At 45.7% G+C, this 23,110-nt stretch carries 16 protein-coding genes; 6 read left to right on the top strand and 10 right to left on the bottom strand.

Translation table 11 applies throughout. From position 1 onward, the window contains the following. Positions 1-201: 201 nt before the first annotated feature. Complete coding sequence (locus A4R26_RS25145; RefSeq protein ID WP_081169294.1) at positions 202-951, top strand: DeoR/GlpR family DNA-binding transcription regulator; 750 nt, start codon at positions 202-204, stop codon at positions 949-951. A 286-nt stretch (positions 952-1,237) separates the two neighbouring features. Here the strand turns inward: A4R26_RS25145 and A4R26_RS25140 are convergent, their stop codons facing one another. Next, positions 1,238-2,401 (bottom strand): AIR synthase related protein, encoded by a 1,164-nt coding sequence (locus A4R26_RS25140; protein ID WP_081169293.1) that lies wholly within the window; start codon positions 2,399-2,401, stop codon positions 1,238-1,240. A 142-nt stretch (positions 2,402-2,543) separates the two neighbouring features. Here A4R26_RS25140 and A4R26_RS25135 point away from each other — a divergent pair, with 142 nt between their 5' ends. Further along, positions 2,544-3,536: a bifunctional riboflavin kinase/FAD synthetase gene (locus tag A4R26_RS25135; RefSeq protein ID WP_081169292.1), complete on the top strand. Its 993-nt coding sequence runs from the start codon at positions 2,544-2,546 to the stop codon at positions 3,534-3,536. Positions 3,537-3,642: 106 nt separating this feature from the next. Here A4R26_RS25135 and holA read toward each other — a convergent pair whose 3' ends face one another. Beyond that, on the bottom strand, positions 3,643-4,641 hold the full coding sequence (holA, locus tag A4R26_RS25130; protein ID WP_081169291.1) for a DNA polymerase III subunit delta: 999 nt from the start codon (positions 4,639-4,641) through the stop codon (positions 3,643-3,645). Between the two features lie 257 nt (positions 4,642-4,898). Here holA and A4R26_RS25125 point away from each other — a divergent pair, with 257 nt between their 5' ends. Continuing rightward, a complete protein-coding gene (locus A4R26_RS25125) occupies positions 4,899-5,876 on the top strand; it encodes a DUF8428 domain-containing protein (protein WP_081169290.1) in 978 nt (325 codons plus the stop codon). A 318-nt stretch (positions 5,877-6,194) separates the two neighbouring features. On the opposite strand, the gene A4R26_RS25120 is transcribed toward A4R26_RS25125, so the two are convergent. The 8 genes from A4R26_RS25120 to A4R26_RS25085 form a co-directional block, all read right to left on the bottom strand. Continuing rightward, positions 6,195-9,704, bottom strand: a complete 3,510-nt coding sequence (locus A4R26_RS25120; RefSeq protein ID WP_242675012.1) for a DUF8818 domain-containing protein — start codon at positions 9,702-9,704, stop codon at positions 6,195-6,197. Between the two features lie 183 nt (positions 9,705-9,887). Continuing rightward, entirely contained in the window at positions 9,888-10,610 is a 723-nt protein-coding gene (locus tag A4R26_RS25115) for a class I SAM-dependent methyltransferase (RefSeq protein WP_081169288.1), read from the bottom strand. A gap of 146 nt (positions 10,611-10,756) precedes the next feature. After that, positions 10,757-12,379, bottom strand: coding sequence for an ABC-F family ATP-binding cassette domain-containing protein (locus A4R26_RS25110; protein ID WP_081169287.1), 1,623 nt, complete (start codon positions 12,377-12,379; stop codon positions 10,757-10,759). A gap of 153 nt (positions 12,380-12,532) precedes the next feature. Beyond that, complete coding sequence (locus tag A4R26_RS25105) at positions 12,533-14,023, bottom strand: glucosyltransferase domain-containing protein (RefSeq protein WP_081169286.1); 1,491 nt, start codon at positions 14,021-14,023, stop codon at positions 12,533-12,535. A gap of 189 nt (positions 14,024-14,212) precedes the next feature. Then, positions 14,213-15,709 (bottom strand): hypothetical protein, encoded by a 1,497-nt coding sequence (locus tag A4R26_RS25100; protein WP_081169285.1) that lies wholly within the window; start codon positions 15,707-15,709, stop codon positions 14,213-14,215. Between the two features lie 146 nt (positions 15,710-15,855). Next, positions 15,856-16,620: a succinate dehydrogenase/fumarate reductase iron-sulfur subunit gene (locus tag A4R26_RS25095; RefSeq protein WP_081169284.1), complete on the bottom strand. Its 765-nt coding sequence runs from the start codon at positions 16,618-16,620 to the stop codon at positions 15,856-15,858. Between the two features lie 30 nt (positions 16,621-16,650). Next, a complete protein-coding gene (locus A4R26_RS25090) occupies positions 16,651-18,657 on the bottom strand; it encodes a fumarate reductase/succinate dehydrogenase flavoprotein subunit (RefSeq protein ID WP_081169283.1) in 2,007 nt (668 codons plus the stop codon). 56 nt (positions 18,658-18,713) lie between these two features. Further along, positions 18,714-19,433, bottom strand: a complete 720-nt coding sequence (locus A4R26_RS25085; protein ID WP_081169282.1) for a succinate dehydrogenase cytochrome b subunit — start codon at positions 19,431-19,433, stop codon at positions 18,714-18,716. A gap of 463 nt (positions 19,434-19,896) precedes the next feature. Here A4R26_RS25085 and accD point away from each other — a divergent pair, with 463 nt between their 5' ends. The 3 genes from accD (at position 19,897) to A4R26_RS25070 (ending at position 23,013) form a co-directional block, all read left to right on the top strand. After that, positions 19,897-20,808 carry an acetyl-CoA carboxylase, carboxyltransferase subunit beta gene (gene accD, locus A4R26_RS25080; RefSeq protein WP_081169281.1) on the top strand — a complete coding sequence of 304 codons (912 nt, stop codon included), beginning with the start codon at positions 19,897-19,899 and terminating at the stop codon, positions 20,806-20,808. Positions 20,809-21,008: 200 nt separating this feature from the next. Further along, the gene (smpB, locus tag A4R26_RS25075) at positions 21,009-21,446 is read left to right on the top strand and encodes an SsrA-binding protein SmpB (protein ID WP_081169280.1); all 438 of its coding nucleotides are present in this window, start codon (positions 21,009-21,011) and stop codon (positions 21,444-21,446) included. A gap of 577 nt (positions 21,447-22,023) precedes the next feature. After that, the gene (locus A4R26_RS25070) at positions 22,024-23,013 is read left to right on the top strand and encodes a hypothetical protein (RefSeq protein ID WP_081169279.1); all 990 of its coding nucleotides are present in this window, start codon (positions 22,024-22,026) and stop codon (positions 23,011-23,013) included. Positions 23,014-23,110: the final 97 nt, after the last annotated feature.

Below are 23,110 nucleotides of genomic sequence, written 5' to 3'. Positions count from 1 at the left end.
TAAGGATTTTGACACATAAGTTTTTGGGGCCATTACCAATTGTGTTATGGCCCTCTTTTTTGATAAGAACCCCGTGCAGCCCGCCATTCTTGAAAGCTTTGGAATAATTTTTACAAAAATTATACAGGATTTTCTATAGCTTTCCCGCTCAAATAAAAACCGGCAAAATCCGGCAACCAGTAATTATACCCTTCAATCAACATGTTAAAAAAAGAGCGACAAGCCTATATTTTGCACCAGGTGAACCTGCACAATAAAGTGATGTCATCAAACCTCAGCAGGGACATGAATGTGTCGGAAGATACCATCCGGCGCGATCTGCAGGAACTGGCCGATGAGGGGAAGGTCATAAAAGTACATGGCGGCGCTTTATCACATTCGTTCAGCCATGTTCATTATACAGGTACACATGTATATTCACACGATCATAAAAAGACAATAGCCCGCAAGGCCGCATCGCTTATCCATGATGGCATGTTTGTGCTTACTACGGGCGGCACCACCATTATAGAAATGGCGCGGGCATTGCCACCGCGGCTGAAAGCCACCTTCGTTTCGGGCAGCATACCCGCCATTCTCGAATATATGCAGCACCCATCGGTTGATGTTATTGCCATAGGCGATAAGGTGTCGAAAAATTCGAAGATAACCACCGGCGGTGAAGCCATTACTCAAATCAAAAGGATCAGGGCCGATCTGTGCTTTCTGGGTGTGAACGCCATCAGCCTGAAAGACGGTATTACCGATAGCGACTGGGATGTGGTGCAGCTGAAAAAGGCCATGGTTGAATCGTCGCAAAAAGTAGTTTGCCTCAGCATTGCCGAAAAGATCAACAGCCTGCAACCGATACATATCTGCGATATCAGCAAAATACATATGCTTATTACCGAACTGCAACCCGATGACCCGGTATTGAAACCGTACCGCGATGCGGGGATTGAAGTTATTTAGTTTTCAGGCTCAAGAGTATTTTCAAGCCTCGCTATGGAGGTTTATGGTTTATGGTTTGTTGTTTATTGTTCTTTTATTCGGGAATAATAAATAATTGCTGGCTTTTCTCCCAGGCTGCATTCGCTTAAAACTTACAGCTTGCAGCTGTATTCTGTATTCTGTATTCTGTATTCGCTTGCAGCTTGCAGCTTACAGCTTGCAGCTGCATTCTGTATTCGCTTTCAGCTTATAGCTTGCAGCTTACAGCTGTATTCTGTATTCCCGTTGCCTTGACTTTAAGCTATTATCAATAAACGATCTCTTCGTTCCCTACTTTCAGGATCAGTTCTTTTTTATCGCCTGCTTCAACACGGCCAACGATCTGCGCTTCTATACCGAGTTTTTTAGCCGCTTCGATAAAGAAACCGGCAGAAGCCGCATCGGTGAACAGTTCGAGGCGATGCCCCATGTTGAACACCTGGTACATTTCGCGGTTGTTTGAACCAGACGCCTGTTGAATGAGCTGGAATATAATGGGTGGCTCAAACAGATTATCCTTGATCACCCTGAAATTACCGGGCAGGTATTTCATACATTTCGTTTGTCCGCCCCCGCTGCAATGAATTAAACCATGAATGGCTTCGAAATAATTCTCAAAGAAAATATTCAACAGCGGCGCATAAGTACGGGTAGGTGATAACAACAATTTGCCTACCTGGTGTTTTTCACTGCCCACCGTATCGGTAAGGCGGTGCGGCCCTATGTAAACTACATTTCCGGCAAGGCTATTCTCATATGATTCTTTATATTCTGTAGCGTAAAACTTGTTTAATACATCGTGGCGGGCGCTGGTTAAACCGTTGCTGCCGATACCGCTGTTGTATTCGGTTTCATAAACGGTTTGGCCGAAACTGCTGAAACCAATGATCACATCGCCGGCCTGGATCCTGTCGTTGGTAATGAGCCTGTTCTTTGGCCAGCGGGCCGTCATGGTGCCATTAACTGCAATGGTGCGCACCACATCGCCAACATCGGCTGTTTCGCCGCCGAGGTAATGGATATTTACATTGAATTTTTTCAGTTCATCGAACAATTCCTGGGTGCCGTTGATCACGGTTTCCAGCACTTCGCCGGTTACCAGTAACTTATTGCGGTCGATGGTTGAGGAGAACAACAGGTTATCGGTTATACCCACGCACAGGAGGTCGTCGAGGTTCATTACCACGGCATCCTGGGCAATTCCTTTCCAAACGGAAAGGTCGCCGGTTTCTTTCCAGTACAAATAAGCCAGTATGCTTTTGGTACCGGCGCCATCGGCATGCATTACATTCACCCAGTCATTGTTGCCGGTAAGATAATCGGGATATATTTTGCAGAAGGCGTGGGCATACAAGCCTTTATCAAGCTTTTCCGTAGCCTTGTGAACTTCTTCTTTCTGGGCAGAAACACCCCGTTGGGAATATAAACTCATTTTATAATTTGAAGCGGCAAAGGTAAGACGGAATTTCTGATTTTGAGATTTCGCGATTTTGAGATTTGATCCAATTTGGACTTCCCTATAAATCCCGAAATCAGGAAATCCCGAAATCTCTAAATATATTCGCACCGCATTTATGAAAGTTTACTTTTCAACTGAAACCATTCCGGCCTTTAAAAAGGCAGTAGTTACGATAGGCACGTTCGACGGGGTGCATACCGGCCACAAAAGCATTCTCGGGCAATTGAAACGGGAGGCTGCGCGTATTGACGGTGAAACTGTTATTATCACGTTTCACCCCCACCCGCGTAAAGTGATCGTTACGGGCCAGCCCGCTATCCACCTTATCAATACCATCGACGAAAAAATTGAGCTGCTTCATAAGAATGGCATCGACCACCTGGTAGTAGTGCCTTTTACCGATGACTTTTCACAACAAAGTCCCGAAGCATATATTGAGCAATTCCTGGTTCAGAAATTCCATCCCCATACTGTGATCATCGGGTACGACCACCGTTTTGGCCGCAACCGCAAAGGCGATTATAAACTGCTGGAAGTATACAGTGCCCGGCTGGGCTTTAACCTGATGGAAATACCGGCCCATGTGATCAACGACAACACCGTTAGCTCAACACGCATTCGTGAAGCCGTTTTACATGGTAATACCGATGTGGCCAATACCCTGCTCGGTTATGATTTCTTTTTTGAAGGCACTGTTATAGATGGCAACAAACTGGGCCGCACACTGGGCTACCCTACCGCCAACCTGCGTATTGAGAATGAAGAAAAGCTGATACCCGGCAATGGCATTTACGCTGTTGAGCTGGAGATCAGAAGCCGCAGGGGCGAAGCGGAAATCAATAAACAACGCACCGATATATATTCACCGGTCATCGTCAACTACCCGCGTCTGAAAGGTATGATGAGCATCGGTATAAGGCCCACCATTGGCGGTACCGACCGTGTTATTGAAGTGAACATCTTCGATTTCAACGAAGACATTTACGGCGCCACCGTTCGCGTTTACATAAAGAAATACTTACGCAGCGAGGTAAAGTTCAACGGACTGGAAGCGCTTGTTGAACAACTTGGGAAAGATAAGGAAGATACGTTGCGGGCGCTGGGTTAATTAGCTAATTAGCTAATGTGCTAATTGAATACAGGCCTTTGTTTTAATTAAAGCACTTGCGTTTTATCGGCAATCCGCAAAATAAACTCATTGGCTAATCAGCACATTAAACAACCATCTTAACAACCATCTCCTTCAACAGCGAAGCATCGGAAGAACCGGTATCATTTACCCCTACACTGCGCAGGTTGTAATGATGCAGCAACAACAACGCTCTTTCAACACCGTTATAGCCGTAGTTGCGCGCCACCAGCATATAGTCTTTAACGAACCAGGCATTGACGCCGATATTCGCCGCCACCGTTTTTTCATCTTTGGCGCTTTGTCCGAAGATCATGTACGTTTTACTAAACAGGTTATAAAGTGTAGGTAAAACCAATTGTATGGGCGCAGCTTTTGGGTTGGCTTCAAAATACTGAATGATACGCATGGCCTTGGGAAGGTCTTTTGCCGCCATGGCCGATTGCAGTTCAAAAGGATTATACTCTTTGCTTACCCCAACATACTTTTCAATATCATCTTCGGTAATGCCGGTACGGGTTCCAAGGTTTACCAGCATTTTATCGATTTCATTGTCTATACGGCTAAGGTCGTTGCCTATGTGATCAACCAGCAGCAACACCGCTTTTTGTGAAATGGTAAACCCTTTACTTTTTACGAGTTCGTTTGTCCATTCAGGCAGTGCGTTATCGTACATTTTCTTGGTAGTAAACAGCTCGGCTTTTGTTTTAAGCAGTTTGGCAAGCTGTGTACGGCCATCCACTTTCTTTTCTTTATACGATACAACAAAAATAGTTGAGATCAGTGGTTGTGAAATATACGATTCCAGTTTGTCGATATCACGCATATGTTGCGCTTCCTTTAGTAAAACTACCTGGCGTTCTGCGAACATGGGATAACGCTTGCATGCATTTATTACCTGCGTCCAGTCTGCATCTCTGCCATAAAACACCGTCAAATTAAACCCGGCCTCAGATTCCGTTAAAATGTTATGCTCGGCGTAATGCACAATTTTATCGATAAAATAGTCCTCCTCGCCCTCAAGCCAGTAAACGGGTTTAAACAGCTTTTTTTTCCAGTCAGATATAATTTTTTCTACAGACATGTATAATACCGTGGTTTAAACTTTGCAATATTACCACAAAAAAAGCCATGACATATAACGATTTATACAAAACTGTAACACAATACTCCACTACGTTTGAGCGTTTTTCCCCGGCTTGTGGAGCGGTAAAAAGCCAAATTCTGGCATGGTTTTGGTCAAACCCATATGCGAAACCCAGTTACTAAGTAATTAACCCGATTATTCAAAAGAATACTGAACCCGATTTCATAACCTTTCAAAATAAACATACACTTATTATGAGTACAACCAATTATCCATCCGCCAGTCCACAAGGTGCACCCCCAAAACGTGATTCAAAGAACCTGATCATCGGTTTGTTAGCCGTAGGTATACTTGGTACATGGGGATACTTTTTATGGGACAAAAACAAGTCTGATCAAAAGATCACTCAACTGCAAACACAATACGTGGCTGTAGATTCATCAAAGAATGAACTGCAAAAAAGCTTCGATGCTGCGTTAACCCGTTTGGATTCTTTAACCGGTTATAACAATGAACTGGAAGGAAAAGTAAACGACAAAACCAGCGAGATCTCCAAGTTAAAAGGTCAGATCGGAAGCATCCTGAAAAAACAACGCCTGTCTGTAGCTGAAAAGAAAAAAGCTCAGGCTTTGATCGGCGAACTGAACGACAAGATCGCCAACCTGGAAGCTGAAGTTGCCCGTTTAACTCAGGAAAACCAGGTGCTGACAACTGAAAAAACCCAGTTAACAGCCGACAAAGAAAAACTCACAACAGACCTGCAAACTACTACCCAGGCGAAAGATGAGTTAGCTGCCAAAGTTGATGTAGCTTCTACATTGAACGCAACTAACATCTCTGTTACTCCTGTAAACGAGAAAAAAGGTGGTAAAGAGTCAGAAACTACTTCTGCAAAGAAAGTTGACAAACTGGTTATTGCAATGGATGTTTCTAACCGTATCGCTCAAACAGGTTCTACTGATGTATACGTTTGTATCACTGGTCCTGATGGCCAACCTATCGCTGTAGAAGCCCTGGGTTCTGGCAAATTCACTACCCGTGAAGAAGGTGAAAAACTGTTCACCGCTAAAGTTCCTGTTGATTTCGAACAAGGCAAAAACAAACACGTTGAGTTTGCCTGGAAACAAAACAGCGCTTTCAAACAAGGTAACTACAAAATTGAAGTTTACCACAATGGTTTCAAGATCGGTGAAGCTACCCGTTCACTGAAGAAAGGTGGCATCTTCGGATAATCTTTCTCTCTCACTATATTCAAAAGCATCCTGGCGATTTCGCCGGGATGTTTTTTTTGGTATATACCTGAGCCGGCATCGATTCGCCAAAGTCGTTTTTCTGCCGTTGCCTTTTCCTCGTAGCCTCGTTGCCTTATGCCTTGCCTTTAAACTGTATTCTGTATTTGCTTGCAGCTTGCAGCTGTATTCTGTATTCGCTTGCAGCTTATAGCTTGCAGCTTGAAGCTGTATTCTGTATTCGCTTGCAGCTTATAGCTTGCAGCTTGAAGCTGTATTCTGTATTCGCTTGCAGCTTGCAGCTGTATTGCCTTTCCCCTTTTACAACAAAGCCCTTATCGATGCCCTTCCTATATGAACTATGCGCGAGGTGCCGGGTTTACGTCCTTCATACTGCATACTGAACTCGAGGTTATTCGAAAGCCTTTTAGTAAGATCGAGCGTCCATAAAAAGTTCTTTCCGGGCTGCAGGCCTTCCAATATAATATAGGACGAAGATGAGTTTGCATTAGGCATGCTATCGAGTGAAGAAAAACTGATATTCGAATAAGTGAACTTGGCCATTATAGAAGTGCTTTGCAGAATATTGTACTTCACATCGGTATTCAGCGAATTCGCCTGCGACTTTTCCTGGCTGCCCTGTACATTCTCTTTATCACTGTATTTATATCCTGCACTCACTCTGAAATTAGTGCCTTTGGTAAAGGTCAGCCTCGGTTCGGCCGAGTATTGATTGATCTTAAAATTACGGTTGTCGAATTTGGGGTTCGAAGTAATGAGTTGATTGATGCCGGTGCGGCCAGTCATTTCAATGGCAAACAACCGGCTGATGTTCCAGCGGGTGCGTACCGTCCAGTCATCGAGCTTACGGCTTTCATAACCATAGGTAAGCAACGATTTATTTTCATTGCGGGCATTGGTTACATCAAACCCCCACTTCGGACTAAAACGGTTAAACGAGAATGTATTTACAAAATTGGAAGTAAGGGTGATCAATGAGGTATCGTTCAGCGGTGACGTGAACGGGTTGAATTGTACAAGATCATCGGCCACTTCCTTTTTGCTGATCTGCAATGACGATTGCAGGTTGATCTTTGAAATGAATTTGCGCAGCCTGTTGGCGTTGGTTAAATTGATAGCCGCACGGGGATTTATATTCACGCTATAGTTGAACGTATTGTAACTGGCCTTTACATACTGATTGGTTGGCGTGAAAATGCGCAGGAACTTGGCCTGGTCCTGGAACAGGGCTACCTCAAACTCATTCAATTGCTGAATGCCGTCGTTATTATAATCGATCCAGGTGAATTCACCCTGGCCGGCCGGTACTTCCAGATAGGAATAATCTCTTTTCTGCTCCTGTCCCGCTCCTACTTCATACAAGAGGTTTCCACTCAGTAAACCTTTTATCAGGTTTACCTGGTATTCGGCCCGGCCCAATAAACTTTCATCGGCCTGCTGGGTGTTCAACGAGCTTTCCAGTATTTTCAGTTTACGGTAAGTGCTGGTAAAGCGGAATTGATGACGGGGGTCTTTTAAGAGCTCACTTGTTAAAGTAACGTTCTGGCTTCTGTCGGCCTTTACCAGGTGGGTACCCAGTGGGTATGAATTGGTACGGGTGAACCAGGTTATACCCCAGCGATTGGGTTTAACGGGATCTGATTTAAGGTAGGCCGATGCATTGGTGAAAGAAAAACTCTGGGCGGCCATGCTATCGGTGAGCTTATTGCGGATCTTGTTATGTTCTACCGCATACGCACCGCCAATGGTGTAATTCCGCAGCTTTGCAAACTGCCGCGAGATATTGATGGTAGGCCGCCAGAAATAACCTTTGTCGCTGGCAGCATCTATGTTCGATAACATGAACTGGTTGTTCAGCACCCAGCCTTTGATGTTTTGCAATTGGGTAATGTTATGACGCAAACCGGTAAAGCTGGTGCCCCGGTTATATTCGGTGAACTGGTAACGAAGCGAATTGTTTTTTTGATCGCTCAACTGCACTCCGCCTGTTAATATATTCTCATGTTCGGGAACGTTTAACAGCAGGGGCAAACCCCAGTCGCGGGTAAATTCGATATTACGTAAGCGTTCGAGCGGTTTAAAGCGGGCATCAACGTATTCATGCCCAAGCTCGGTAGTTAATTTCAATCCCCGCTTCGATCGTTTGAAGGGCAGGGAGTTCTTAAAATCGACCTTCGAAGCATACCCCCGGTCATTGCCTTTATCGATAGAGGCAAAGGTGTTCACATCATAATTGCTCATGGCCACTTCGGTATTAAGTACCGTGTTCTTCGAAATATTGTATTCGATCCCGAGGTTGGCAACCTGTTGTTTTTTAGGGGTTACCAGGTAAACCGCCGGCTCGAAATAGCCCTGCTTTACGCCGTTTACAGGTTCTACCCAACGGTAAACCTTGCCATTGGCGCCGTTGAGGTCGGGAACGTAGTTGCCATTGTTAAGCCCTACTTCTATAAACGACAACGTATACCTGGCACTGTCGGCATTGGTTGAGTAAACAAAGATAGAATCGCGGGCGCCGCCGTTATACACCGTATCGATCTTTTTGTACAGGATGCGGCCGGTTGAAAATGTATCGACGACTGAATACGGATAGAAAGCCTTTGTAACGCTGTCGCCGAGGGTACGTAAGAAATCTTTTTGCCCTGCATCGAGGGTTTGATTGATGGGTGAGCTTTTGGCATCGGAATTACTGAAATAACCCAGCCGCAGTTTTACCTTTTCGTTGAAGTTGGTTTCGTTGGTAAGGTACAGGTTCGAGTTGAGGTAATTGCGGTCGGCGTATTCAAACTCTACCACTATCCGTTTATCCTTGGTCACCATTTGTTTGGGCGTGAATGAAATTTCAGCGGTATTGTAATTGATCACATAATCGCGGTCTTCTCCACGTTGCATCAATTCCCCGTCGATATATACCCGTTCGGTATTGGCCAGTACAACAAAGTAGAACTCGTTATTGGCCCCCTGCAGGCGGTACGGGCCCTGGTTGCCTTCCTGTACCTGCAGAATGTTACGGGTAAACTTTCCTTTGGCAATAGAACCGCTTAGCATGGTGCGGTTGGCTATTTTATCGGTGATTGCCGTTGTGGTTTCAAAAGCGACGCCCTGCAGGCGTTTGTAAAAATTAAGGAAATAGCTTTGCTGCTGCCGGATATCTATATCGCCCAGGCTCAACGCCCAGGTTTTCTTTCTGAACTGTAGAAAAATGCGGTCGAACTCATTCAACTGCTGGGTGGTGCCATCGGGTTGAACGGGGATATTGTTATCGGTAATGGCGGCAACGATCTCGATGCTATCGGCAAGGTAACCGCTCAACTGCAGGTTCAGGTTGCTGGTAAATACGGCATCCTGGCTATTGCCGAAGGAGATACCGCGGCCAAAGCTGCCGTTGTAGTTGATGTTGCCGAAGTTGAAGAAGTTGTCGCCGGGGCCGCCGGCGCCTACATAATCGGGTACAAAGGGCTGCCCCATGAAGTTATTCATGATGCTGTCGTATTGCATACGGTTCACCACCGCATTCAGGCGGGTTCTGAAAACACGGAACCGGACCAGCACGCTATCCATGGGTGGCAACTGCTTCCAGGTTAAACGGGCGTTTACAAAATCGATGTTGTATAAACTATCGGGGATGCCGGCTATGGAGACGGTGCCGGGAACGATGCTCATGCTGTCGAGCACAATGGCAGGTTGTTTTGCGGAAACCATTTTTTTGCGCAGGTTCGAACCCGGCGAGGCCGGACGCGGATTCTGGGCAAGGGCAAACAGCCAGCCTACAGAAAAACAAATGCACAGTATCAGGTATTTCCCGATCAACAACCTTTAGTTTGATTTTAAGCCATCTTTTCAAGAGAAGGGTATTTAAGGTATCTTTTGAAAAGATCTTGTTTGTTAGCCCAGCTGATTTTCACCGGGTTAGCCTATCGACGGCCAACCGGTTAATAGCGCTTAAAGTTAGCATTTATTGCATGAACCGGCATTTAATCGACCTGTACCCGGTTATTTGGCCGGGGTAAAGCTCAAAATATAGTTTGACCTGGATTTTTGAATAGTAAGCCCATGTACTTTTTCGCAGCTTAATTTATTGCGGGCGGCCAGTTCGCGCATGGCCTGTTCAGGCACCTGCAGCAACTTTGTTTGTTTTGAAACGGTACGGTAGTCAGAGAACATAAGATAAGAAATAAAGCCGGCGAAGGCCCCAATCCTGCCCTTTCTGATGCAATGCGTAAACAATGAAAATGCATCTTTTATGGAAGAGGTGTTCTCGTCGAGCACATCAGACACAATGATCATGCCCTGTGGTTTCATATATGCACCCAGCAGTTTGATGATCTCTTCCAGATCGCTGATCGCCCTGAGGTATTGCGCTACACTTAACAAAATGATGTAATCGAATTGTTTTCCCTTCAACTGCTCTCCGAGGATCTTTTGATTGGTGGTTATATCTGTTGTTATTACCGTGAACAATGAACCGGGATGGTTTTTGCGGCATTCGTCAATAAAGAACTCATTGATATCGGCACCGGTTATCCGTATTTTTTTCCGGGCCAGTGAATCGGCAACAAAACCCGGACCGCACCCATAGTCGAAAATTTCGTCGGTTGGTTTTAAGTGATATAACTTTTCAACTTTCGAAACAAAATATCCGGTAGCCATTTTCATGACCGCATAAAAGGATTTCCGTTGGCCTTTCCAGAAATTATCCCAGCCGGGTGAACTCATAACAGCGCATTAAAAGTTATGATTATCTGATCGTTGATTCAGGTGACCGGCAATATAGAGAATTATTCCTTAGTACTGCCGTTATCAAAATAAAACCCCGCTCCTGTTGTTACCGGAACGGGGTTAAAAATATTACCGCATATAAATTAAGCCATTTGTAATTTATTGGCCTGCTTTCTTTCGAGGTATTCATCGAAGCTCATCAGTTTATCGATAGCGCCGTTAGGCGTAAGTTCGATAACACGGTTGGCAACGGTTTGCATAAAGGTATGGTCATGCGAAGACAACAATACGATACCTGTAAAGTTGGTCATGCTTTCGTTGAACGACTGAATAGATTCCAGGTCGAGGTGGTTGGTAGGCTCGTCGAGGATCACTACGTTGGGGTCTTGCAACATCATACGGCTAACCATACAACGTACTTTCTCCCCTCCGCTCAATACACTTGTTTTCTTCATGATCTCATCGCCGGTAAACAGCATTTTACCAAGGAAACCCCGCAGGAACGGCTCATCCACATCGGTAACATGCGGCGGCACGTACTGACGCAACCAGTCCATCAGGTTCAGGTTACCCTGTTCGGCAAAATATTTCGAGTTATCGTTGGGTAAATAAGCTTTTGTAACGGTTCCGCCCCATTCGTATTTACCGCTGTCGGCCGCCACTTCGCCATTGATGATCTCGAAGAAAGCGGTGATGGCCATGTGGTCATCGGCAACGATGGCAATTTTATCGCCCTTGTTCACGGTAAAGCTGATGTTGGCGAACAACGGTTTGCCTTCTATAGATTTTGATAACTTTTCAATGTTCAGGATCTGGTTGCCAACTTCACGTTGTTGTTTGAAGATGATACCGGGATATTTTCTGTTCGAAGGAGTAATGTCTTCAATAACCAGCTTTTCGAGTGCTTTCTTCCGTGAAGTAGCCTGTTTCGATTTGGAGGCGTTGGCGCTAAACCGGGCGATGAATTCCATCAGGTCTTTGCGCTTTTCTTCCATCTTCTTGTTCTTATCGCCTAACTGGCGGGCGGCCAGCTGGCTGCTTTCGTACCAGAAGGTATAGTTACCTGTGTAGATCTTGATCTTCTGACGGTCAACGTCGGCCACGTGCGTACACACGGCATCGAGGAAGTGACGGTCGTGCGATACTACGATTACGATGCTCTCATACCCGGCCAGGAAGTTCTCGAGCCAGGAGATGGTCACCACATCGAGGTTGTTGGTAGGCTCATCGAGGATCAGAATATCGGGATTGCCGAACAATGCCTGTGCCAGCAGCACCCGCACTTTCATGGCCCCGCTGATATCTTTCATCAGTAGCTGTTGTACGTCTTCTTTTACGCCGAGCTCGCTCAACAAAGTGGCGGCATCGCTTTCAGCGGTATAACCACCCATTTCGCCAAACTCGCCTTCCAGTTCACCGGCGCGAATTCCGTCTTCTTCGGTAAAATCGGCCTTTGCATAGATGGCATCGCGCTCATGCATTACCTTCCATAACTTGCTATGGCCCATCAATACCGTATTCAATACAGTACAGTCATCAAACTCAAAATGGTTCTGCTTCAACACAGCCATGCGTTCGCCGGGCGTTATATCAACGGTTCCCTTATTGGGTTCAATTTCACCCGATAAGATCTTCAGAAAAGTAGATTTCCCCGCCCCGTTGGCGCCAATTACACCATAGCAATTGCCCTTACTAAAGGAAAGGTTTACTTCATCGAATAATACCCGTTTTCCGAACGATAGGGTCACATTATTCACTGTTATCATACTTGCGCAAAAATTTTGAAGCGGCAAAGGTACGAATCAATAGGCAATAGACAATAAACAATAGACAATTGGTAATGGGCAATAGGCAAAAGCGAGGTTCGCAATTAATAGGGGAAGCCTGAATATCTGCACCTCCTGCCAATTGCAAATTGCTTATTGCCTATTGATTATTGCGGGCACATCGACCAGTAAAACGCTGCTATTCAATGCTTCACCGGCTTTCAGGTAAGCGGCTTTACTGGCCCATTGTTTTACCACCACCCGGGCGGCTTCCTTACGGTCGCCGGTGGCTTCGTAAATAAACTGCCTTGAAATGGGATCTGGCACCCAGTCCCAGCAGCTGGAAGAAACGCCAAACTCGTCCATCGACCGGTTCACCCCATATTTTTCGGCCATAAAATCCTCTGAGGGGCGGATAAAATGTATGGTTTGAATACCGCTATTGAAGTGATGTTTGAAGTAACTTTTGAGGGCTGCCGTTTCATCTACTATCGGTTTCAGGAATACATATTGAAAATTATAACGGGCGCAGATGGCAAAAAAGCAGATCATGGCAATGCCTGCTATTTGCAGTACCCTTTTATTCCCGATGTACCAGATAGCCATTTCGAAACAAACAACGAACACGCACAGGTTCAAGGCCATCAGGGTTCTGTTTGAGGCAAAGCTTTCCCTGATGAGTAAGGCCGGCAAATACGAAAGGATGAAAATAAAACCCACGGCTGCCAGGTATTTAATACCCTGTTGCCGGCCAAACCTGACAATAGCCAGAACAACGAGTACACCCAGCATCACCGGGTAATAGTATTTCGAAATGATACTGTCCTCATGGGTAAGCAGCGTAAAACGGAAACTTCTTTCCAGCGGCCTTGCCATAAAGAACTTGAATTTTTCCCAGGGGTGTATATAAAGCGTGTTCCGGGGATCAACGGGAATATCGGTGAAAATGAAGCTGAAACTTAATTTATACAGCACAAACCAAACGCCATTTATAACGAAATAAAGTACCAGTCCGGCTATCAGCGTGGCATCTTTGTTTGAATTGGCCTGGTTGATAAAATAAAGCAGGAACGGGATCAGGAAACAGGCAAAAGCGCCCTGATAAAAGAATAATGAAATAACGCCCAGGGCCATAGAAACAAGCGCAGCCGGAACCTGCACTTTAAATTTACGGTTCTGACAGCGAATACCATTCAATGCAACTGCGCCCGATAACAGTGCGGCTGTATCGGCAATAAAGAACTGCATACAGGTGGCCCATTGTACCGATACAATGAACGGCAAACTGGTTACGAGGTATACACAAAAAAAGAAGGGCAGGTATTCATAAGCCGATACTTTGCCAACCTGCCGTTTTATGACCGCATACCAGATGGGCAAACACAACATCCAGCCAAACAGGGATACCAGGCGCAACAGGGTTACGTCGCGCACCGTATCGGTGAATTTGAACAACCATTTCTGCAGCACTTCCGTTAGCCAGCGCCCTTCATCGATGAGAATATAGTACCCGGGAATGGAGTTATACCCCCAGATCTGCAATGCTTCATCCATAAAAATATAATGATTGTAAAACAGGGGCAGGAAAATGATCAGTACGAGAAGCCAGAGAAATCCCAGTAAGTAGAAATCTTTACGTAACATACTTGAGCAATGCGCTTGGCCTCGGTTAGGGGTAGTAACCGAAGATCTTTCTGGTTAAAAAAATTGGTTGCCTAGGTAAAACCGGAAAATTACCATGACCCCTACTGCCGCGGCAGAATTCTTTTGCGCCGGGCAATGAATTCTAATGTGCGTTTAATGCCCGGTATTTACGTATGATGCAGCAGCCTGCTATTTACCGGAAGCCATAATTTCAGGCACGTTCACCACCAGTGTGCCGGGTGTAACCTGTTCGCCCGAAGCGGAAAAGGCTTCCGGGTTGTCCCATTCCTTTATAGTGAGTTGGCTGGCCTTTTCACGGCTGTCCGTTTTTTCGTATACCAGTTGCCGCATTAAGGGTTCGGGCACCCAGCTGAAAAAGGTAGACGGCACCCCGAATTCATCCATCGATGATTGCAATTTATATTTATTTCTGAATGCATCCTCCGCCGGCCTGATGAAGTAGATGGTTGTAATGCCGGGTTCATAATATTGCTGAAAGTAGTTTTTAATGCCGGCATATTCTTCATGAATAGGTTGCAGAAACCCCTTGTTGAAATTATACCAGCCCGGGATCAACAGCACAATGGCAACACTATAACCGATAACCCGGCGTACCTGCAGGTGTTTTACTATGGATAAGACCATTTCGGCACAAACCACAAACACACACATATCGACAGCCAGCAGCGTGCGGTTCGAGGAAAAATTCTCCTTTACCACCAGGGAGGGAAAATAAGCAAACAGGAACACCAGCAATGCGGCCACTATATATTTCACAGCCTGCAGCCTCCCGAACCTGATAAAAGCCAGCAACATCCAGCCCACAAACAATATTTTGTACATGGCCCGCGCCAGTTTGTTCTCATCGTTCACCACTATGTTGAACCAGAACGCCCGTTTAAGCGCCTGGGAAAAAAAGAATTGCAGTTTATCACCGGGGTTCAGGTAAACGCCCGTGCGGGCATCGCCGCTCAGTTGGTTCACCACCAGCAACAGCTTGAACAAAAGAAAGTACAGGACGTACATAAAAAAGTAAAAGGCCAGTCCTTTTACAAACACCTGGTCTTTTCGGGTAGTATACGCGCTGATATAATGAAACACGAACGGGATAAGGAAGCAGCCAAACCCGTTCTGGTAAGAGAAAAGCGATATTAAACCCGCCACAACCGAACCCATTGCCGCCCCAACGGGGATTGACCATAATTTATCCTTATTCCTGATACCGGTATACCAGATGGCGCCTGAAAGTAAAGCGGCGGTATTGGCAATCGGCAGTTCTATACAGGAAGCCCATTGAATTGAAATGGAAAAAGGCAGGCTGGTTACCAGGTATAAACAGGTAAAGAAAGGCAGGTATTCATAACCGGGGCCTTCGGCCGCCATTCGTTTTAAGGTCACATACCACAGGGGCACACAAGCCAGCCACATGAACAAAGCAAACACCCTTATAGAGGTAACCTCGCGGATAGTGTCAACCGCGGCAAATGACTTTGAGATCAGGAATTCAGTGATCCACCGGCCCTGAGCGCCAAACATGCTGAAACCGCTGCCCGGCCGGTAATTCCATAACTGGGTGGCTTCATCGGTATAGATATACTCCGTATAAAAAAGCGGGTAAAAGATGAGCAGCACAACCATGAATAAAAAAGCAAGCCGGTACAGGTGTTTACGTTTCAGAGCGGTCATAGTAATGGTTATATGGGGAGATTAAATTACAGAATTAAGTTGATAAAGGTGAAAGGGTGGTGAAGGGAAGCGGCATCATATAAAAAAACAGGGTTGATAAGTTTACCTTATCAACCCTGTGAACAAATTAACGTATCAACTAAAAACTATTTCTCTTCGGTTAAACCGGCGATCAGGTATTCTTTGTTGAGGCGGGAGATATTCGCAACAGAGATCTCTTTCGGACAAACGGCTTCGCAGGCCTCGGTAAAGGTACATGAACCAAAACCTTCTTTATCCATTTGCTGCACCATGTTCAACACGCGCGATTTGCGCTCAGGGGCTCCCTGTGGCAGCAAGGCCAGGTGCGATACTTTGGCCGAAAGGAACAACATAGCCGAACTGTTCTTACAGGCAGCCACGCAGGCGCCGCAACCGATACAGGCAGCAGCGGCGAAAGCGGCATCCGCTTTATCCTTTTCAATAGGCGTTGCGTTGGCATCAACGGCATTACCGGTATTGGCAGAAATAAAACCACCGGCGGCAATGATGCGGTCGAAAGCAGCGCGGTCGACCATCAGGTCCTTAATTACGGGGAAGCTATTGGCGCGCCAGGGCTCAATTACGATCGTATCGCCATTTTTGTAGGCGCGCATGTGCAACTGGCAGGTTGTATTGGCTTCCCATGGGCCATGCGGGCGGCCATTGATATACATTGAGCAGGCGCCGCAAATGCCTTCGCGGCAATCGTGGTCGAATGCAATTGGTTCTTTTCCTTCGGTTATCAGTCGCTCATTCAGCACATCGATCATTTCCAAAAAAGACATTTCAGAGGAAATATCGCTTACCTGGTAAGTCTCAAAGCTACCTTTGTCTTTACTGCTTTTCTGTCTCCAGACCTTCAGCGTAAGATTCATTGTATAGTGCTCCATTATAATCGTGTTAATTAGAGTTTGAAAATATTATTTATAGCTACGCTGAGTTGGTTTTGCTACATCGAAAATCAACTCCTCCTTGTGCAACTGCCATTCGCTTTCGCCTTTGAATTCCCAGGCCGATACATACTGGAAGTTGGAATCGTCGCGTTTTGCTTCGCCTTCCTCTGTTTGCGACTCTTCGCGGAAGTGACCGCCACAGCTTTCCTTTCTGTTCAGTGCATCTTTGCACATCAGTTCGCCCAGCTCAATGAAATCGGCTACCCGGTTGGCTTTATCCAGCTCAGGGTTCATTTCCTTGATGTCACCGGGGATGCGCACATCGCTCCAGAACTCTTTTTTCAGTTGTTGAATTTCTGCAATAGCCTGTTTCAAACCTTCTTCATTACGAGCCATACCGCACTTATCCCACATGATCTTGCCAAGGCGTTTATGGAAACTTTCCACCGATTGTTTTCCTTTAATGCCCATCAGTTTTTCAATACGTTCGCGTACCGCTTTTTCTGCCTGTACGAAAGCAGGGTCATCGACCGAAACAGCCTTGGTGGCTATTTCATCGGCCAGGTAGTTACCAATGGTGTAAGGAATTACAAAGTACCCATCGGCCAAACCCTGCATCAGCGCAGAAGCACCCAAACGGTTGGCGCCGTGGTCGCTGAAGTTGGCCTCACCCAGTGCATATAAACCGGGAATTGAGGTCATCAGCTCATAATCGACCCACAAGCCGCCCATGGTATAGTGCACCGCGGGATAAATACGCATGGGCACTTCATATGGGTTTTCGCCGGTGATCTTTTCGTACATATCGAAAAGGTTACCGTATTTCTCTTTTACTACATCAACGCCATGTTTACGAATAACTTCAGCCGAAGGGTTGCTGATACCCAGTTTACCGCATTCAATTTTACCATAACGTACAATGGCTGCGGCATAATCGAGGTAAACGGCCTGTTTTGATGAACCTACGCCATAACCGGCATCGCAACGCTCTTTGGCGGCACGGCTGGCCACGTCGCGTGGTACCAGGTTACCGAAGGCGGGATATCTTCTTTCGAGGTAATAATCTCTTTCTTCTTCAGGAATGTCGCTGGCCTTACGGGTATCGTTCTGCTTTTTGGGAACCCAGATGCGGCCGTCGTTACGCAGCGACTCTGACATCAGGGTCAGTTTCGACTGGTGGTCGCCGCTCACGGGAATACAGGTGGGGTGAATTTGGGTGTAGCAGGGATTACCGAAGTAAGCGCCTTTGCGGTGGGCCTTCCAGGCAGCGGTTACGTTGCTACCCATGGCATTCGTACTTAAATAGAATACGTTGCCATAACCACCTGAACATAACAACACTGCATGTCCGAAGTGTCTTTCCAGCTCACCGGTAATAAGGTCACGGGCAATGATACCGCGGCATTTGGCTTCCCCGATCTCATTTCCGTTCTTGTCTTTGTCCTTCATCATCACAATATCGAGCATCTCGTGGCGGCTGTACATGGTTACATTACCGAGAGAAATTTGTCTTTCCAGTTGCTGGTAAGCGCCGATAAGCAACTGCTGACCGGTTTGGCCGGCAGCATAGAACGTACGTTGTACCTGAGTACCACCGAATGAACGGTTGCTGAGCAGGCCGCCATATTCGCGGGCAAAGGGAACACCCTGCGCCACACACTGGTCAATGATATTGGCACTCACTTCAGCCAGGCGGTGAACGTTGGCCTCGCGGGCACGGTAGTCGCCACCTTTAATTGTATCGTAGAACAAACGGAAAACGGAGTCACCGTCGTTTTGATAGTTTTTCGCAGCATTGATACCACCCTGTGCGGCTATAGAGTGCGCGCGGCGGGGTGAATCCTGAAAACAAAATGCTTTTACTTTATATCCCAGTTCGCCCAATGTAGCGGCGGCTGAAGCACCGGCCAGCCCGGTTCCGATAACAATGATTTCCAGCTTGCGTTTATTGGCGGGGTTTACCAGTTTACAATGTCCCTTATAATCGGTCCACTTCAGCTCTAACTGCCCTGCGGGAATTTTTGAATTAAGCATATCTCGAGAGTTTCTTTTTAAAAATTTCGTGAATGTGTGAATGGGTGTTGGTGTAATTATTTAGTTGTGGTAGTTACCCAACCGAAATAAAAACTAAGGGGCATCAGTGCAAAGATCAGCGGAACAATGATTGAAAATGCTACGCCCGCGCTGTGAACTACACCTAACCATTTTTTATTATGCACACCAACCGTTCTGAAAGAACTCTGGAAACCATGCAAAAGGTGCCAGGCCAGCGAAAAGCAACCTAACAGATATAATAAAACCCAAACAGGCTGACTAAACACATCTGCCATTTTGCTGAACACATCATGCATTTCACGGCCGTTGTAGGACGCTTGCGATAATGTTTCTTCATAAGTGATGCGTGAAGGCACCCAGAAGTGGGCAATGTGAATGATGAGGAAGAGAAGGATCAGGGTTCCCAGTAAACCCATTGATTTCTTGTACCAGGCGCTTCCCTGGCTGCCCATGTTAACGGCGTAGCCCTGTTTGCGGCGTGCCCTGTTTTGAACTTCGAGCAAATAACCCTGTACAATGTGAAGAAGAATTCCGGCAAAGAGACCGATTTCCATTAACCGGATCACATAAGACGAGCCCATAAAATGTGCGGCTTTGTTGAACATTTCACCGTTGTCGCTATCCTCGTACATGTCAGCGAAAACACAGGCATTGATCCCAACGTGAACGATCAGAAACGAGATCAGGAACAAACCGGTAAATGCCATTACGAACTTTTTACCTACCGAAGACGTGAAGAACTCAGACCATTTCATGAAAAATGAATTAAGTGCGTTTGAAGATCTTACCTGTTAGCCTGCCAGCAAACAATGATCTTGTCCCGGTAAAACTTCATTGCCCTAAAATCAATAATGAAATTTTTGCCAGGGACGATTCATCTGAAAAATGTTAAGGGCACAGGTATTATTCATACTTTAATTAAAGAGTATAGGGTCATACCTGCATGAATTAAGATAGGTTACAGAACAAAGAGCTTCCAATTTTATCGCTGAGGCCAGCCATTAAATTTGCCGCAAATTTAGCGCAGCAAGCTTAAAAATCAACATCCTGTTAAAATTTTCCTGTAAATGCCACCTGCTACTAACGCAAAAAGCCTCCATAAATGATTTTTACTGCGGGAATAATACTTAGCTGTTTTTTTCGTTCTGGCCATGTAATCAATTGAGTTTCGGACTCATTTTGTTAAAATCCCTATCTTAGCCCCTTTAAATCTACTTAATGAAACAGGAAGAGGATTTTGAAGCCAACTTAGCTGGTGAAGATGGCCAGGGTGAAGAAGCCAAAAGAAGCTGGTTCAAACGCATTAAGAAAGGTATTACGACCAGTACCGCGGAAAAAAAGGAAACACCGGAAGGTTTATGGAGCAAATGCCCCGAGTGCGGTTATATATGTACCATGACCGAACTTCGCGAGAACATGTTTGTTTGCCCCAAGTGTACCCATCACCACCGCATCGGCAGCGCCGAATATTTTGAGATCTTATTCGACGATAATAAATACGAGGTGTTATTCGAGAACATCCGTTCGAAAGACTTTCTGCACTTTACCGATCTGAAATCGTACGGCAAACGCCTCGATGAGATCTGGGCAAAAACAGATATTACCGACTCTATCAGAATTGGCAAAGGCACTGTAAAAGGGCTTAGCCTGATGGTGGGTTGTATGGATTTCGAGTTCATTGGCGGTTCGCTGGGCAGTGTAATGGGTGAACGTATAGCAAGGGCTATAGATGTATGCATCGAAGAGAACATACCCATGATGATCATTTGTAAATCGGGCGGCGCCCGTATGATGGAAAGCGCATTTTCACTGATGCAGCTGGCCAAGGTTTCGGGTAAATTATCGCAACTTACAGATAAAAAAATTCCTTATATCTCATTACAGACCGATCCCTCCTTTGGCGGTATTTCGGCCTCTTTTGGGATGCTTGGCGACCTGAATATTGCCGAACCCGGCGCGCTGATCGGTTTTGCCGGCCCGCGCGTAATTAAGGAAACTATCAAAAAAGACCTGCCGGAGGGTTTTCAGCGCAGTGAATTCCTGCTGGAGCACGGTTTCCTCGATTTCATCGTTCCGCGGAAGGAGTTGAAAGAAAAGCTGGCTACGGTACTGGCGCTTTTCAAAAACTAATAAAAAATACAATTTCTGATTTTGAGATGTAGAGATTTAGAGATTTCCTTACATCCGGGACTTCTGACAAATCCCAAAATTCCGAAATCTTTAAATCACGCAATTTGATTTTGGGGATTTTGAGATTTAGAGATTTCCTTACTTCCGGGACTTCTGAAAAATCTCAAAATTCCGAAATCTTTAAATCACGCAATCTCCTCATGGCTGATCTCAAAAACCGCTCGGCTTACCACGATTATTTCATCGAAGACAAATACGATGCGGGTATGGTATTGCTTGGAACGGAGGTTAAATCACTGCGCGACAGCCGCGTTAGTTTCAATGACAGCTTTTGCTTTTTCAATAAAGGCGAGCTTTGGATCAGGAGCCTGCATATTGCACAGTACTCGCATGGCACCGTCAACAACCACGATCCGGTTCGCGACCGGAAACTCCTGCTGCAGAGAAGGGAATTACGGAAGATGGAAGCCAAGATCAAGGAAAAAGGCTATACCATCGTTCCCTTACGCATCTTCTTCAATGAGAAAGGACTGGTAAAACTCGAGATCGGGTTGGGCAAGGGTAAAAAGCAGTATGATAAACGGGAAACGATAAAACAACGGGATACTGACCGGGAGATGAAGAGGTACATTAAGTAAGTTGACGAGTTGACGAGTTGACTGGTTGACGAGTGGACGAGCGGCCGGTTGACGAGTAGTTGTTTGGTTAGTCAGTTTTTAGTTGTAAGTTCTTTTACCGGGCACTCAAAAGCATTTGCCGGTTTTGCTTATTGCAGCTTTATGCTTTTAACGGTATTGGCTTCAGGCTACTGGCATTGGGCTTTAAGCGGCCCGCTATCATAATATTTTCACAACTTTTTAAAGCGCGCCTTCCGTAAAATTACCCGCTGTTTGCTGATTTCTACCAGTTTACCATCGCATTAATCCATAATAAAAATTTATTTTCCACAGAGTTTCCCGATTACTCTGAGAATTGGAAACTGGGATATATTTTTGTGGATAAGCATGAGTATGTTTGTTGTTTAAAACATCCTTTAATCTGTATCCTTCCCTGGAAATAATATCCATTTGAAAGACACCCACCCGGAAACAAGCCATAGGCCGTACAAAATTCGTTAGGTACCCAACATATCATGGTGTAACCTTAACGGGATCAATTCGTATTAAGTAATTTGCAATTAATTGCATGGCTTGATTTTTCTACTTAAATTAACATATGCTACGCATTATTTTAGTTCTCTCTTTAGTACTGACCGGAAGGTTCGTTTTTTCGCAATCTATATCGGGTTCCTGGTATGGTAAGGCAGATGTTGTGGTTCAGGGCATGTATAATAACTATCTTACCGAACTGGTATTAAAACAAAGAGGCAGCGAAGTAGAAGGTGTTTTTGGCTATTACTTTAAAGACAGCTATCAAAGCTTTTTTGTACGCGGCACCTATAATAAGGATACCAGGGCCGTGCGTATCAGAAACCTGCCCATGCTGTTCTATCGTTCCAATTCGACTTCCAACGGCCCGGAATGTATGATGGATTTTGAAGGCACGCTGCGGGTAAGCAAGGTTAAAAGCTCTATGAACGGCTCTTTTCTCACCATTGAGAAATATAAGTACACCTGTCCTGAAATGCGGGTCAGCTTTACGATGGACGTGGCAACCAAAAACCTCGATAGTATGCTCAGCAGCAGCATCGTAGGTAAAAAATTCTGGATGCCTCAACGGGAAGATGTAGTGGTGAGCACCGCTGCACCTGCTGCAGGCAACCCCACGCCCAATGTGGCAACTGTTGCGGCGCCGGCAAAGATCACCGATAGCGCTATCGATTACAATGAAAGGAACCTGTTGGCTCAATTCACCCGCCGTAAGATCGTTTATACCAAGGACCTGGAGATCACAAGCGATTCCATCCGCATCAGCCTGTATGATAACGGAGAGATCGACGGCGATACCGTTACCGTTTTCCTGAACGGCAAACCCGTGGTGGCCCACCAGGAGCTTACCGCCCGCGCTATGAACATTTATCTAACGCTCGATAACAGTAAAGATGTAAATGAAATAAGCCTTTTTGCCGAGAACCTCGGTAAAGTTCCGCCCAATACGGCTTTGATGGTGGTTACCGATGGAGTTTCACGGTTCGAAGTATTCCTTTCCAGTACTTTCACGCAAAATGCGACCGTGAGGATCAAAAAACGAATATCGCGACACTAAAGCTAATGTGATAATTTGCTAATGTGATAATTGAATACAAAAGCCCCGATGGTAACCGCCGGGGCTTTTTAATTAAGTGTGCCACATCTTCGGGGTG

The organism is Niastella populi (genome assembly GCF_002078015.1).
Classification (GTDB): domain Bacteria; phylum Bacteroidota; class Bacteroidia; order Chitinophagales; family Chitinophagaceae; genus Niastella; species Niastella populi.
This window is presented reverse-complemented; position numbering and strand designations above follow the sequence as displayed.